Origin of the sequence: Psychrobacter sp. 28M-43, assembly GCF_014770435.1 — a bacterium.
In the GTDB taxonomy this organism is placed as follows: Bacteria; Pseudomonadota; Gammaproteobacteria; order Pseudomonadales; family Moraxellaceae; genus Psychrobacter.
This window is the reverse complement of the sequence record NZ_CP061739.1, coordinates 1,311,722-1,328,122: the sequence shown is the minus strand read 5'-3', so window position 1 is coordinate 1,328,122 and position 16,401 is coordinate 1,311,722. Positions and strand designations below refer to the sequence as shown.

Genomic DNA, 16,401 nt, shown 5'->3' with positions numbered 1-16,401 from the left:
GACTACTTAACACTAAGCAGCTTCTGTATTTAGTGCTTGAGCAAAGGCTGATAATGCCCCTTTTAGCATGGCTGATACTGTACTGCTACAAGTACCGATGCCTGAATACACTTCGCCGTCGACATTTAGCTGTATATAAGCAGCAGCATTGGCATTGGTTTTGTTATCACTATTGGTATCATCATCGATACCATTACCACTGTTATGATGCGGGTTAATCGCATGCTCTGCATAGTTAATAATATGTAGTGATTTGCCCGTATGCTGTGCAAGTCCGTCAATAAACGATGACAATGGGCCGTTACCAGTACCATCAATATCGATGGTGTCGCTATTCATCTGCACCTGACCACTAAAGTAAACCGCACCGCCTTTATTGTTGACGCTATAGTCTAGCAGCTCAAACTTGCCTTGCTGCAAGTAAGTATCTTCAAAGGTCTGCAAGATTTCATCATTCTGCAATTCTCGTGCTGCTGCTTCAGCTTGCTTTTGTACCACACGGCTAAAGTCAATCTGCATCCAACGTGGTAAGTTAAAGCCATAGTTACGTTGCAAGATATATGCGACGCCGCCTTTGCCTGACTGGCTATTGATACGTACCACATCTTGGTAGCTACGGCCAATATGCGCAGGATCAATGGGTAAATAAGCCACGTCCCAGACGTTGTCTGTTTCGCTCTGATTGCTTTCATTGTAATCGAGAGATTTTTTGATAGCATCTTGATGTGAGCCACTAAATGCCGTGAAGACCAACTCGCCCACATAAGGATGACGCGGGTGCAATGGTAAATTATTGCATTCGCTCACAACCTGTACGATTTCACTCATATTGCTAAAATCAAGCTCAGGATCGATACCTTGGCTAAACAAGTTCATTGCCATGACCATGATATCCATATTCCCTGTACGCTCACCGTTACCAAGCAATGTGCCTTCGATACGATCCGCGCCTGCAAGCACACCCAACTCAGCTGCTGCTACCGCACAACCACGGTCATTATGAGTGTGCAAGCTTACAATCACGTGCTCACGCTGCGCTAAATTGCGGCAGAAGTACTCTACTTGATCAGCAAAGACATTGGGCATAGAAGCCTCAACCGTCGCTGGCAAGTTAAAAATAACTTCCTGACCCTGCTGTGGCTGCCAAACGTCACACACTGCATCGCAAACCTCTACGGCATATTCAGTTTCTGTCTGGCTAAAACTCTCTGGCGAGTACTGAAATACCCAATCTGTCTCAGGATACTTTGCTGCATATTCTTGTAATAGCTTGGCGCCTGTAATCGCAATCTCTTTGATTTCAGATTTATCTTTGCCATAGACTTTTTCGCGTTGTACACGGCTGGTTGAGTTATAGACATGGACAACCGCACGTTTAGCACCTTTTAATGATTCAAAAGTACGGGCAATCAAATGCTCGCGCGCTTGTACCAATACTTGTAGCGTTACATCTTCAGGTACGTGGTTTTCTTCGATAAGCTTACGCGCAAAGTCAAACTCTACCTGCGCCGCTGACGGAAAACCAATCTCAATCTCTTTAAAACCAACATCTACTAAAGTCTTAAAGAAGCGCATTTTTTGTTCAATGGTCATCGGATCAATCAGTGCTTGGTTACCATCACGCAGATCCACACTTGCCCATATCGGTGACTTCTCAATCGTCTTGCTTGGCCAAGTACGATCTGGCAGCGATGGCGCAAATGCAAATGGACGGTATTTACGGAAGTCAAAAGCGGCACTTTTTGGTGTGATCTTTGCAGTCCCTGTGGCTGCAGTGTGCGTGGCTTGGTCAGACATAATCAATCCTTAGATGATATGGTTATTTATATATTTAGCTAGGCGATTAGCTGTTGATTAGATCAGTATTTATCATACGAGATAACTAGTGTTCATACCATAATAATATCAAAGTTTCACAGAGAGAAACCTGCTTTCTTTTACTTTATTTTCTGTTATTTTAGTGGAAAAACACAATTTAGGCATTATAATCGAATAAATTCACTATTAAGGCTTGAGAAATGCCAGACAATCATATTGATAGTACAGGGACTGCAGATATAGACGAGATAGATAGACAGTTGCTACGCTTATTGCAAACGCAGGCGCGTATGAGCATTACTGAACTCGCTGAACGTGTCAACCTGTCTGCCACCCCTTGCGCACGTCGCATAAAGCGCTTAGAAGATGCGAACATAATCACTGGCTACCATACCAAAACCGATGCGCAAAAACTTGGCTATCCGCTAGCCGTGTTTATCGCTATTAGCATGGATCGTCATACAGCAGAACGTTTTGAGCAATTTGAACGCAAAGTTCAGAGCTTTGAGGAAGTCATTAGCTGTAGTATTGTCACAGGTCGCACCGAAGACTATCTGATTAAGGTCAGAGTACGTGATATGACACATTACGAAGAGTTTTTATTACATCGCCTCAATCGTATCGAAGGCGTGGCCCAAGTTCATACCAGTTTTGAACTACGAGAAGTATTTAGCCGTAGCGTGGTTTAGACGATCTAAGCGGTCGTTAGTGACTGTCGACGGAACCATACCAATAGTACAAATCCGATCATTAATCCGATAGCAGCGACAAGCAACCCTGCATTGAAATTACCATCTTTCCCTGCCAGTGCCACTGTCACCAATGGTCCTAAAAACTGCCCTAACGCATAGGCCAACGTTGCCAAGGCAATCAGTAAATTAGAATAGGCAGGATTGACATTTTTAAACAGCGTCAGTGTCATCGATACCATACCGACAAAGGTCAATCCTAAAATTGCAGCATTGCCATACAATCCAAGCGCCCCATCAAACCATATAGGCAAGCACATCCCAAATGCTTGCAATACCGTCAGCCCCATTAAGGTTTTTATCTCACCGATACGTTTGGCAAGCGCGCCCCATAGAGGGTTTGACAACATTGCAAAAATACCAACAACCAACCAAATCATCAATCCAGCATACGTCTGTGTCGTTAGCCGCTGTGCTGCCATGACGGGCAAAAAAGTCGCTGAACTGATATAACCAAACCCTGCCAGTACGTAGCTGACAAAAAGTAAAGTAAGCGCTTTATGATGTCCAGAAATTGCTTCGTATAAGGAGCGTTTAAAGTTTAAATAGGCCTGATGCATTGATACGTGTTGTTTGGCATCAATCTCCTGTGAATCAACAGCCCGTACACGTCTTGGTTTTATCGCATACATTAGCCATACAAGCGGCAAACTGGTGACACCTGCGACTAGCCAAATTACATCGAAGTGATAGCCTAGTTTTAATAGCCACCATGTCACGATGGCAGAGGCGCTAATGCCAACGCCAATACCTGCATAATGGACTGCTGACAATACAGAACGGCGCTCAGGGCTAAGGTTTTGAATCACAAAAGATGAGCTTAGAATCATCGCTACGCCACTTGCAATACCTGCAATTAATCGGATGATATACCATAGTGTGAGCGACATATTTGGTATAACGAGTAACATCGTTGTGACAACACTTATAATCGCCCAAAGTGTCAGCGCCTGCCATGTCGAGCGCTGAGGTACAAACATGGCGATAAGAGCGCCAATAAAGTAACCGATATAATTGATTGATGCCAACCAGCCTGCAATCGTCGTTGATAGCGACAATTGCACCATAATATCCGGTAAGGTGGCGGTAAACAGAAAGCGGCCATAACCCATAACGACTGCCATGCAGTACATACCGATACAGGCAATGGCAGCTTCGTTGGTAATCGTCGGGATCATACGGCTTTTAAAAGCAGTCATCATGACAGCGCCATTTTTGTGGCAATTAGCACACAATCCTTTGTGTTAGACAGTCAAAAGCAGTAATAAATAAACGCAGAAATAGAGAAGTTATCAGATGTATTAGGCCAGCATAAAGTTATTAGCGAAAACTATGATACATCTAACGTTGGCGTCTCTACTGTATCCTGCCCTAGCATTTGTACCCGCTGATCGCTAAACATATCCATATCTGGAGCTAGCGTACGCATAAACCGATCAAAATACAACATCTGTTTGGTCAATAGAGCAAAGTCGCGTGGGAAATGGATGCCATGACGTTTACCAACCTCAACAATCTCAAGCATCATTTTATTAAGCTCATCGGCTTGCTCTTTACTATTAAACGGTACACCACTGGTAAAGGTTTTGTCTTCTGCCATGATGGTTGTCATCATACGCTGCAAGTCATTCCCCAGTGCAGTCACATCAACTTTATTGCCACCATGTGTCATTTCCATATTAATCATATGACGTGCCATTGCTTGATAGTCACTGTCTTGCATGGCTTGCATCATGCCCATGCACGCACGCCAGCTCTCAGCTTTTAGCTTGCCGACGATACCAAAATCCAAAAAGCCAATACGGCCATCAGTCAATAGCATCAAATTGCCCGCATGCAGATCAGCATGGAAACTATTGCACAGCATGAGACTAGCGAACCATGTGTTTAACGTATCTGCCATGACTTGAGCAGGATCAGCGCAGTATTGGCGCATGAGCGACTCATCGACCATAGAGACGCCATATAGACGGCTCATCGTTAGTACACGCTTAGTAGTCAGCTCTTCATAGACAGTTGGTGCAACGACACGAGTATTTCCTGATACCGCCAAGAACTGTTGAAAATCGCGGATATTCTGTGCTTCGGCGATAAAGTCCGTCTCGGCAAGCATACGCAGGCGAATCTCATCGATAATTGGTGCAATACTCGCAAACTTCATCGATGGCATTAGTATTTCAAGTAGCTTAGTTACGCCATGTAATACACCCAAGTCAGTCTGCATGATGGTCTCGACGCCAGGCTTTTGTACCTTTAGCACTACTTCATCGCCATTGTGCAGACGAGCTGCATGCACTTGAGCGATAGAAGCCGAGGCTAATGGCTCTGAGTCAATATGCGCAAACGTATCATCAAGCGTCATGCCATCATTCGCCAGCTCTTCTTTTAGCACTTGCTCGATATAAGCATAAGACAATGGCGTGGTTTGATCCAAGCAGCTCTGGAAAGCCTTAACATAATCACGTGGAAACAATGACGGCGTACTGGCGATGAACTGACCGATTTTGATATAAGTCGTGCCTAGCTGCTCAAAGGTTTCTTTGAGTAGCATCGCGTCAGGTTTCTCACCTTTTGCCACTCTTAGCGCAGACAGACCTGCCACACTCGCTGTTTGGCGAACACGATTAACGACATTAAAAGTATGCTTTAATAAATGCGGACGATGAATTTTCATAAAAAACAACTATGGTAATAAGAAGGATGTTTGAAGATAGGCAATACAATATAAAAATACGTTAAAATCAGATTACTCAGTTATAGTCGGTTCAATATAATTTGGATACAAGAAAGGCGAGTGAAAGTACTACCAGTCGTAGACTAAGCCAGCCTGACACCGTATCCAATTTATAGAGGATTGACTATAGGACTGCTACAGACAGGACACTGTGGGTCTTTTCGATAGCCCATTAGCCGCTGCTGCATCTGACTACCATCCCATATGAGCAGCTTGTTTGTCAGTGGATTTTTGGTTAATCCTAAATACTGCAACGCAGCATTGGCTTGTAGGTTACCCATTACGGCGGTGGTACTGGCAAGCACTCCTGAATTGGCACACGTACGTTCGTCAGCGGCTGCGTCGAGCACCACGGAGCCGAACACGCAGTGATAACAACCAGTTTCGAGCTGAGGTTCGAACAGTGCTAACTGCCCTTGCATCGCAATTGCCGACGCAGACAATAGAGGAATCTGATAGCGTACACTAATACGATTGATGATGTCGCGCGTGGCAAAATTATCCGTACAGTCTAAGAGTAAGTCAGGCTTGCCTGCTGCCATATCGAGCAATTCATAAGCGTTGTCTTCATCTAATCGTGCGACTGTGCCGCGAGCCTTTATCAAGGGATTGATGCGCTCTAACATGTGCACTGCGGTCAGTGCTTTAGACTGACCAATATCTTCTGGCAAAAACAGCGTTTGCCGTTGTAGATTGCTCGCCTCAATCTCGTCATCATCAATCAGATGGACATGACCCACTCCAGCACGTACCAATGTCTCAGACGCAGGACAGCCAAGGCCGCCTGCCCCTATTACGACCACACGTGCTGTCTTTAGTCGCAGCTGAGCATCCATATCCCAACCGTCTAATAATACTTGCCGAGCATAACGGAGCAGCTCGTCATCTGATAGCTGTACCATCTCTTCTACCATATTCATCTACAACCTATAATCAAAGAAATCTACTCTCGAAAAACCATCTATTTGACTTGCCCTAGCGTGACGCGATCATTACCACCGTAATCTTTTACGGTATGCACTAACTCAAAACCATTATCCAAAAATAACTTGCGCACAGCATCACCTTGATCATAGCCATGTTCGATTGCCAATAGCCCACCTGTGCATAGGTATGTCGTTGCCTGCTGGGCGATATGTTCGATATCAGCCAAACCCTGATTGGGTGCACTGAGCGCACTAATCGGTTCAGCTATTAGACCCGCCAAATGCTCGTCTGTCTCGTCAATATAAGGAGGGTTGGAGACGATTACATCAAACTGATGCTCATCGTTAGTAGGTAGCGCTTGATACCAACTGCTTTGAACAAACTCAACATTGGCAACATTATTGCTCATGGCATTGTACTGAGCAACTTTAAGCGCCTCTGACGATAAATCAACCGCCACGACTTGCCAATTAGCGTGTTTTAATTCATGGGCAAGACTAATAGCGATACAACCTGACCCTGTCCCCAAATCCAACAATCGCTTATTACTAAGTTGCGCTGGCTGAGCGTTTATCCAGTTCAATACCTGCTCGACCAATACCTCGGTATCAGGCCTAGGAATCAAGGTATGCTCGTTCACCCTAAACTTAAGCGACCAAAACTCCTGCTGTCCAGTCAGGTACGCAAGCGGTATGCCTTGCTGCATCTTATTCACACCATCGTTGAAAAGTGCAATCTCACTATCAGTTAGCTGATAATCTTCGTCAGTCATCAACGTTATCGCAGGCTTATCAATGACATACAACAACCAGTCCGTCAGCCAAAACGACGGTAGCTGATTATCAGTATCACCATTCGTTAGTTGTTGAATCTGCTGCTTGATTTGACGAATGGTCGATATGGTCATAGATAGCTCTTAAAAAACAGTGAATGTATAAAGGTAAAATACTCCTTAGCCTACTCTGATGCGCGTGGTGGCTCTTTGGTATCGGTCAGGTTAGGGTTGGTTTTGCTTAGTTTTTCACCTACCCCATTGCCACCGCTGCCATCATTATTGTCATCGCCATAGATATCATCGTTATCACCAATGACAATATGTCTATCGACAAAGTAAATCAGTGCCAGAATTGGAATACCAATAGCAAAGGTAAAGATAAAGAAAAACGGATAACCCATATTATCGACGATAGCACCAGAATAACCACCCATCACTTTTGGTATCAGGGTCATCAATGAGGAAAAAATCGCATACTGTACAGCAGTAAAGCGAATCGAGGTCAGTGCTGATAAGAAAGCAATAAATACAGCGCTCGCAAGGCCCGCAGCCAAGTTATCAAATATCACTGCCATATACATGATTGGCAGGCTACCTGGGTTGTATGTTAATACTACAAACAACAGGTTAGTCGCACACGCTAAAATCGCACCAATCATCATGGCATGCATGATACGGAAACGCTGAGCCAAAATCCCGCCCAAGAAACCGCCTGCAATTGCCATAATCACACCGACCAGTTTTACGGCATTGGCGATATCGGTTTTGCTAAAGCCCATGTCTTGATAAAAAACGTTTGATATCACGCCTGCGACGATATCCGAGATACGGTATAGACCAATCAAGGCTAATAGTAGCAAGGCTTTTTTGCCATAACGTCGGAAAAAGTCTAAGACAGGCTCGATCCATGTTGCCATGGCCACTTCTTTTTTCACCAGTCCTACTTGTACCAGGGTATAACCTGCTGCCATCGCTGCGCCTAAACTCACTAGCAAGTGCAAGGTTTCTACAAAGAAGCTAGAAAACGCGCCTTCAAATTCTGGCAGGACCTGTCCCATCAGTATATAAGCTGCGATAAAGGCAATCACTGAAAACACAAACAATGCTACCAGTCTGACATAATCTTCGCGAGTTTCAGCGACCAACGGGGCTTTGTTAATAATTTTTGGTTGATTGATAATGAAGTACAGCAGTAACAACGGTGCGCACGCGACCAATGCTAAAAAGTAAAATTTAATAGCCGGCATCGCTATTAATGGTATCAAGGCCAATGTGCTATCAAATACTGTGTTAATCAAAGCATTGATCAGGTAGATAACACCAAAAAGAAGACCTGGTATGAGCAGTAAAGCAGAATAAATAAGGAATATTTTTAAATTACCCTTTTGCTTTTTACTTTGTAAAGTTTCAGCGGTTGGCTCGTAACTGGCAAACGTCGTTAATACCCCTAATGTCATGACCCCTGCCATGATGTAGTAAGTATTACGCCATGCCTCATAACTATAAAACGTCTCATTTGAGCCGAAATAATCAGCCAAATATAACGCGCCCGCCCCTGCGACAATCATACCGATACGATAGCCTGACACATAGATAGAGGACAGAATAGACTGCATAGACGGCGGTGCAAGCTCAATACGGTACGCATCAATTACGATATCTTGCGTCGCAGAAGAGAACCCAAGCAACACGGCCGCGCCTGCCATATAAACCAAGACATCTTCGCTAACAGGATTTACCCTTGCCATCAACAAGATTGCCAGCACGATAAGCAGCTGTGATACCACCATCCAACTACGCCGCCGCCCTAGCCACTTGGTCAAAAACGGCACAGGAAGCGCATCAATCAATGGCGCCCAAATAAACTTGAACGAATATCCCAATGCCGCCCAGCTGAACATAGTGACAACACTACGATCAATGCCTGCTTCTCTCAGCCATAGCGATAGACTTGAGAAAATCAGCAGAATAGGTATACCCGCTGAGAACCCCAAAAACAGCATAATAATGACACGAGGATCGAGATAAGCTTTTGTAGCCTCGCCCCATGACTTTTTGGCAATTGGTTGATTGGGCGGTACAGATTTGACAGCAGACATAATAACTCACCAACAATTCAGACAAAGAACACAACCGCGCACAATTTTTATCAATCTTTAGAATCAGTTATACACAAAAGGATCGATAAAAATTGCTCTACGTTGCACTAATATTATCGTTACAACAAAATCCAGTTATGGTACTTGAGAACCTTTATCTTGACTAGATGTTTTTGCATTAACTTAGCGATTGCAGGCCATGTGCAATCGCTTATATTTCTTAATAGTAACGCAAAAAACCGCAGTGTTTTACTAAGGTTATCTTAGCTCTCTTTTTTATTGCTAATTTCTATTTTGAAAGATGTCTGACAATGGCATTATTTATAGGTAATATAAAGGTAGTAGTAAAATTGACGCAGGCTCCATTGGTTGGGTGCACTCTATTGATTCACTCTTAACTGGCGATGATAAGCACGGGCGTTAATAATGATTGAGATAAACAAAACATCAAGTCTTTTACGATTGGTAATTTAAAACTTATAATTCTTATATATTAGTTTTATAAATCCATTCAGCTTAGTTATGCTTTGTACATAAACAACGACTACCGAGATTCACGGTTTGTTCTTTTCGATTATCACAACCCAGGAGTTATACCATGTCCGACTCAACCAATAACACCACTGACAAAAACACTGCCCCAGATGCTGCTCGTTGTCCTATAGATCACGAAAGCAACAACAATAATGCGCCTACTAACACAACCTATGATCAGGGTGATGGTCAAGGCCCAACGATTCATAGCGAAAACGTTGATAACTCGCACGAGCCTCAGCGTCCGAGCATGGGTGGCTGCCCTGTCATGCATCAAGCGCATACTACCACTGCTTCTGCTGCGACAGATTGGTGGCCAAATGCTCTGAACTTAGACATATTGCATCAGCAAGACAAAAAGACTGACCCAATGGGTGAAGACTTTGATTATGCTGAAGCTTTTAAACAGCTAGATCTAGAAGCGGTCAAAACTGACCTAAAAAATCTAATGACTGAGTCGCAAGAATGGTGGCCAGCGGATTGGGGTCATTATGGTGGCTTGATGATTCGTATGGCTTGGCATTCAGCTGGTACGTATCGCGGTGCTGATGGTCGCGGCGGCTCTAATACTGGTAACCAACGCTTTGCACCATTGAACAGCTGGCCTGATAACGTCAATCTTGATAAAGCCCGTCGTCTATTGTGGCCAATCAAGAAAAAATACGGCAATAAATTGTCATGGGCCGATTTGATGATTTTGGCAGGTAACATGGCTTATGAATCTATGGGTTTCAAAACCCTAGGATTTGCTGGTGGCCGTGCTGATATCTGGCATCCAGAAAAAGACATCTATTGGGGTTCTGAGCGTGAATGGTTAGCCGCTACCAAAAACCGTTATGACAGCGACGAAGATCGCGCGTCACTAGAAAACCCACTAGCAGCAGTACAAATGGGCTTGATTTATGTCAACCCTGAAGGTGTCGATGGTAACCCTGACCCATTAAAAACTGCTCAAGATATGCGTACTACCTTTGCTCGTATGTCAATGAACGATGAAGAGACTGTCGCTCTAACCGCTGGTGGACACACCGTTGGTAAATGTCACGGTAATGGTGATGCGACGATACTAGAAGACGAGCCAGAAGCCGCTGACGTCAAAGAGCAAGGTCTAGGCTGGCGCAATCCTAAAGGTCGTGGTAATGCAGGTGATACCGTTTCAAGTGGTATCGAGGGCGCATGGACCACCAATCCGACCCAGTGGGACCACGGTTATTTCGAGCTACTATTGAACCATGAATGGGCACTAACCAAAAGTCCAGCAGGTGCATGGCAGTGGGAACCAACTGATATCAAAGAAGAAGATCGTCCGTTAGATGCTCATGATCCAAGTGTTCGCCGTAATCCAATCATGACTGATGCAGATATGGCATTGAGCAAAGATCCTATCTATCGTGAGATTTCAGAGAAGTTCCATAACAACCCAGAATACTTTGATGAAGTGTTTGCTAGAGCATGGTTCAAACTGACTCACCGCGATTTGGGGCCGAAATCTCGTTACTTAGGTGCTGATGTACCAAGCGAAGACTTTGTATGGCAAGACCCTATTCCTACAGGTAATACGGACTTGACCGCTGATGATATTGCAACGCTAAAATCGCAAATATTAGACAGTGACCTTAGTCGTCGTGAGTTGATCGTTACAGCATGGGACAGCGCTCGTACCTTCCGCGCTTCGGACTATCGCGGCGGTGCAAATGGTGCACGCATCCGTTTAGCCCCACAAAAAGACTGGGCAGGCAATGAGCCAGAACAATTACAGCGTGTACTTGAGACATTGACAAGCATTCAGTCTGGCTTTGAGAAAGACGTTAGCTTAGCAGACCTTATTGTATTGGCTGGTAACGCTGCGATTGAACAAGCAGCAAACGATGCAGGCGTAGATATTACTGTACCGTTTAATCCAGGTCGCGGTGATGCTGACGCTGAAATGACTGACTCTGAATCTTTTGCTGATTTAGAACCGCTACATGATGGCTATCGCAACTGGATTCAGGGCGACTATGCGGTATCACCAGAAGAGATGCTACTTGATCGCACGCAGCTAATGGGATTGACAGCGCCTGAGATGGTTGTATTGCTTGGTGGTATGCGAGTGCTTGATACCAACCATGGTCAGAGCCAACATGGCGTCTTTACGGAACGTGCTGGCGTGCTTACTAACGACTTCTTTGTTAATTTAACGGACATGAACTACACATGGTATCCTGTAAAAGCAGCAGACGATACTGTTAATAGCTACGAAGTACGTGAGCGTGGTACAGGAAACGTCAAATGGCAAGCAAGCCGTGTAGACTTGGTATTTGGCTCTAACTCTATATTACGTGCTTATGCTGAGCTATACGCGCAAGATGATAACTTAGAGAAATTCGTTCGTGACTTCGTCCGTGCTTGGAACAAGGTTATGAATGCAGATCGCTTTGATATTGCAAAATAAACCAAGTTTGAAGTTGATAAGTATCAAGTAATTAACAGTAATAAATGACTTTATAACTAACGAACAGCTATCTTTTAGAAGGTAGCTGTTTTTTTATGATTAATTTTTTATGCTCAATCATAACCGTTCTTTATGAATTATTAGGTCAAGTTACCTCACTGAATAAAAAAGCATTCACTGGCTACACAGCATTTACTGAACAAATAATTTTTTAGCATTGCAAAATACAAATTCTATATTCATAATTATCATAAATTGATAGCTATTTATTATATACAAGAATAATAGCTTTGTTTTACACTACTTTATTACTGTATGTTCAGACATTTTTACTTTCATATACAGACGAGGTTTGTATATTTATACAATAGGATTAAGTTATGGCAATCGACGTAGTGGTCAACCAACGGCATTTGCAGATTCAGCTTAAACAGCTAGAAACAGTATGGCATACGGTGATTAACGGTTATAACTTAAGCCAAGCGGCGACCGTGCTACATACCAGTCAATCAAGCTTATCAAAGCATATTGCTGCGCTAGAAAACCAATTAAAAACGGAAGTATTTGTGCGTCAAGGCAAACGCCTGACGGGACTAACCACTATGGGCACAGCGCTCATGCCGCATATCGAGTCTATTTTTGCTGAAATTCGTACCATTGAAAACCTAAGTTTAGATTTTAATAATCCTAACATCGGTACGCTGACGATTGCCACCACTCACACACAAGCGCGTTATGTACTGCCGCAAGTGGTTAAAGAGTTCAAAGATCGTTTTCCTAAGGTAAATTTGATTTTGCAACAGGCAGATCCTGAGACCATCGCTCAGATGGTCATACGTGGTCAAGCCGATATCGGTATCGCAACTGAGTCCCTGCTACATAATAATTATCTTAGATGCTATCGTTACTATGACTGGACGCATCGCGTTATTGTACCGAGTGATCACGAACTGGCTAGCCAAGAGTCTATTGATCTGCCCACGCTTGCCAGCTATCCGATTGTGACCTATCACGGTGGTTTTACAGGACGCGGCGCGATTGACAAGACGTTTGATGAAGCAGGACTGGAGCCAGATATCGTACTAGCGGCGCTTGATGCCGATGTGATCAGCACCTATGTCGGTCTGGGCCTAGGTATTGGTATCATCGCAGAAATGGCATTTGAGCCAAGCCATTATCAAAACCTGACTGCCATACCCGTCGATCATTTTGGCCGCTTTACCAGCTGGATGGCGGTACGTGATGATGCAGAAATCCGTCAATATGGACGTGCGTTCATGGAGCTATGCCAAAAGCAATTTGCAAATTAATGAGCATTTGTTAAATAAAGTATCTCAGACTTGCTCACCCTTACTAGACTGAGCTGTGGATGATAAAATAGATTCTAGAACGTTATTCAATGTTTCTTTTATATATTATTCACACTTGTATTGATATTTGGTCGAATGAAATTGACTAACGACTAAATATCAATACATATTAACTTGCTCTTTTGTAAACAGGTGATACCGCTCATGGAAAAATTCGTAGCGATCATTATGGCAATTTTTGCTGCCCCTCTACTCATTGGCGGCGCTTATTTATTGTCCTTAGGCGGTAGTTCTTACTACCTTATTGCTGGCGTTATTATACTAACGACAGCTTTTTTATTGTTCAAAAAACACTGGAGTGCTTACGGGTTATATGCGCTATTTATCGTAGCAACCATGGCTTGGGCACTTTGGGAATCTGGGTTCTATTGGTGGGCGTTAGCACCTCGAGTTGGCTTCCCGCTCATCTTCGGTTTACTCATGCTACTGCCATGGGTATCCAACAAAATGCGTGGACCTAAAACTCAAGTAGCTTCAAATAGCACACCAACCACAAACACTGCCAAGAAAAGCCCTCTATATTATTGGGGTCTGCTCGTAAGCGTGGCCGTAGGTGCCCTGCTCTCTTTTGGTAGTCTAGCCAACAATGCCACTGACAAACTCGGTGAGCTAGACTTGACTGCTGCAAATGATGACGAGCAAAACGTCAGCTCAGATGAGACGTCAGCCAACCTTGGTGACCCATTATCAAACGGTCAGCAAACGCCAGATGGCGAATGGAGCGCGTATGGTCGTACTGATTATGGTCAGCGCTACTCGCCTCTCGATAAAATCAATACTGATAACGTCAAAGATCTAGAGCTAGCATGGCAAATCCAAACAGGTGATGTCAAAGGGCCTAACGATGTCGGTGAGACCACTTATCAAGCAACACCATTAAAGATTGGCAACGGTTTATACCTATGTACCCCTCATAACTGGGTACTAGCGCTAGATGCCGACTCTGGTGAGACACTATGGAAGTTTGATCCTCAAGTAGAGGAAAACTTACAACGCCAGCATCAAACCTGTCGCGGTGTGTCTTATTATGCTGGTCAAGCAACCAGTCCTGTGCAAGTACAAAAAATTGCCGGCAATACTTTTGAAAACGCATCTAAGCAATGCGATGCCAAGATATTTATCCCAACTTCTGATGCGAAACTATATGCACTTGATCCAAATACTGGGCAACGCTGCCAAGACTTTGGGGATGATGGTGCATTAGACTTGATGCACAACATGCCGTTCAATCAAGCAGGTTACTATTACTCGACGTCACCACCAGTCATCGCGGGTGATACCATCATCGTCGCTGGTGCTGTCAATGACAATTACGACGTCAACTCGCCTTCTGGTGTGATCCGTGCATATGATGTCAATACTGGTGAGCTTCTTTGGAACTGGGACTCAGGCGATCCTGATAATACAGCGCCTTTCGATGTCAATGATCCAACCCAAACTTACAAGACCAGCTCACCAAATTCATGGTCAGTCGCTACTGCCGATGAAGAGCTTGGATTAGCGTACTTCCCTATGGGCAACCGCACACCGGATCAGCTAGGTAGCTACCGAAATGCTGCTGAAGAAAAGTATGCAACGTCTGTTGTCGCATTAGATATCGAGACTGGTGAAGCACGCTGGGTTCAGCAGTTTGTCCATCATGACCTTTGGGATATGGACACGCCTGCGCAGCCAACCTTACTTGATCTAGATACGGCCGATGGTGTACAGCCTGCGCTAGTTGTACCAACCAAACAAGGTGATGTATACGTCTTGAACCGCGCAACGGGTGAGCCTATTGTACCGATTAAAGAACGTCCTGCACCGCAAGGCTATCTCATAGCGGGAGAGCACGCAGCGCCAACTCAGCCTTATTCTGGCTTGAGCTTTGAGCCTGAACCACTGACTGAAAAAGACATGTGGGGTGCCAGTCTCGTTGATCAAATGATGTGCCGTATTGAGTTCAATCAGCTCAACTATGATGGTCGCTATACCCCACCATCAACCAATGGTAGCTTAGTCTATCCTGGTAACTTCGGTACCTTTAACTGGGGCGGTATCGCAGTCGATCCTGAGAATGGCGTGATGTTCGGTATGCCAACATATTTGGCATTTACCTCAAAACTTATTCCTAGAGATACGTTGGGCGATGCAGAGACCAATAAAGGCGAGCAAGGCGTCAATGCCAATGAAGGTGCAGATTATGCAGTAGAATTGGGCCCCTTCTTGTCACCATTAGGCGTACCTTGTCAGCAGCCACCATGGGGCACGATCGCTGGTGCTGACTTAGCCACAGGTGATATCGCTTATCAACGTAAAAATGGTACGGTACAAGACTTGTCTCCTATTCCTATCAAACTGGAACTGGGCGTACCTGGTATCGGTGGACCTATCATCACTAAAGGCGGCGTCGCGTTCTTGTCAGCGGCGACAGAAAACAACTTCCGAGCTTATGACTTGAAAAATGGCGACGTACTATGGAATGTTCGTATTCCAGCAGGTGGTCAAGCCACGCCAATGACTTACTTGAACTCTAAAGGTGAGCAAATGGTCGTATTGGTCGCAGGTGGTCATGGTTCAGTTGGCACAACCATTGGTGATTATGTCTTAGCTTATAAGCTTAGTGACCAAGATAAATAATGTTGCATTTGGTTCTTAAGATAGTGATTATTTAGTTTATCATTATCTTATAATCGACTAATTAGAGAAGCAGGTAACTTAGGTTGCCTGCTTTTTTTGATGCCATCTTTTTTTAATGCCATAGTGTAATGCTGCTAAATCCTTTTATGACCTTACTTACGGTTTATTTATCGCTTATTTTGACCAACGACAACCTTTATAAATACACCTTAGTAATTGTTAAGCGAGTTTAAAAACAGAGTTAGCTGACTTTGTTATGATTCATTAACAGTGATTAGCGGCACTTGAAACTACCACTACCTATAAGCATATCAGTAGAAAATAATTTACACACTACTGGAA

10 protein-coding genes are annotated in these 16,401 nt (G+C 44.1%); 4 read left to right on the top strand and 6 right to left on the bottom strand.

Going from position 1 to position 16,401, the window contains the following annotated elements; all coding sequences use genetic code 11:
• Positions 1–12 precede the first annotated feature (12 nt).
• On the bottom strand, positions 13–1,797 hold the full coding sequence (leuA, locus tag IEE84_RS05650) for a 2-isopropylmalate synthase (RefSeq protein WP_191115170.1): 1,785 nt from the start codon (positions 1,795–1,797) through the stop codon (positions 13–15).
• A gap of 221 nt (positions 1,798–2,018) precedes the next feature.
• Between leuA and IEE84_RS05645 the strand changes: the two genes are divergently transcribed.
• Positions 2,019–2,507 carry an Lrp/AsnC family transcriptional regulator gene (locus IEE84_RS05645; RefSeq protein ID WP_057759684.1) on the top strand — a complete coding sequence of 163 codons (489 nt, stop codon included), beginning with the start codon at positions 2,019–2,021 and terminating at the stop codon, positions 2,505–2,507.
• A 5-nt stretch (positions 2,508–2,512) separates the two neighbouring features.
• Here the strand turns inward: IEE84_RS05645 and IEE84_RS05640 are convergent, their stop codons facing one another.
• The 5 genes from IEE84_RS05640 to IEE84_RS05620 form a co-directional block, all read right to left on the bottom strand.
• Positions 2,513–3,769, bottom strand: a complete 1,257-nt coding sequence (locus IEE84_RS05640; protein ID WP_191115169.1) for a YbfB/YjiJ family MFS transporter — start codon at positions 3,767–3,769, stop codon at positions 2,513–2,515.
• Positions 3,770–3,897: 128 nt separating this feature from the next.
• On the bottom strand, positions 3,898–5,241 hold the full coding sequence (locus IEE84_RS05635) for an ABC1 kinase family protein (RefSeq protein WP_191115168.1): 1,344 nt from the start codon (positions 5,239–5,241) through the stop codon (positions 3,898–3,900).
• 170 nt (positions 5,242–5,411) lie between these two features.
• Complete coding sequence (locus IEE84_RS05630) at positions 5,412–6,215, bottom strand: HesA/MoeB/ThiF family protein (protein ID WP_416383484.1); 804 nt, start codon at positions 6,213–6,215, stop codon at positions 5,412–5,414.
• Positions 6,216–6,262: 47 nt separating this feature from the next.
• Positions 6,263–7,135 carry a peptide chain release factor N(5)-glutamine methyltransferase gene (gene prmC / locus IEE84_RS05625; RefSeq protein ID WP_191115166.1) on the bottom strand — a complete coding sequence of 291 codons (873 nt, stop codon included), beginning with the start codon at positions 7,133–7,135 and terminating at the stop codon, positions 6,263–6,265.
• A gap of 50 nt (positions 7,136–7,185) precedes the next feature.
• Positions 7,186–9,102 carry an AmpG family muropeptide MFS transporter gene (locus tag IEE84_RS05620; RefSeq protein WP_191115165.1) on the bottom strand — a complete coding sequence of 639 codons (1,917 nt, stop codon included), beginning with the start codon at positions 9,100–9,102 and terminating at the stop codon, positions 7,186–7,188.
• A gap of 784 nt (positions 9,103–9,886) precedes the next feature.
• Between IEE84_RS05620 and katG the strand changes: the two genes are divergently transcribed.
• From katG to IEE84_RS05605, 3 genes are all read left to right on the top strand, one after another.
• Positions 9,887–12,070 carry a catalase/peroxidase HPI gene (gene katG, locus IEE84_RS05615; RefSeq protein WP_191115382.1) on the top strand — a complete coding sequence of 728 codons (2,184 nt, stop codon included), beginning with the start codon at positions 9,887–9,889 and terminating at the stop codon, positions 12,068–12,070.
• Between the two features lie 380 nt (positions 12,071–12,450).
• On the top strand, positions 12,451–13,380 hold the full coding sequence (locus IEE84_RS05610) for a LysR substrate-binding domain-containing protein (protein WP_057759664.1): 930 nt from the start codon (positions 12,451–12,453) through the stop codon (positions 13,378–13,380).
• 204 nt (positions 13,381–13,584) lie between these two features.
• The gene (locus IEE84_RS05605; RefSeq protein WP_191115164.1) at positions 13,585–16,059 is read left to right on the top strand and encodes a glucose/quinate/shikimate family membrane-bound PQQ-dependent dehydrogenase; all 2,475 of its coding nucleotides are present in this window, start codon (positions 13,585–13,587) and stop codon (positions 16,057–16,059) included.
• Positions 16,060–16,401: the final 342 nt, after the last annotated feature.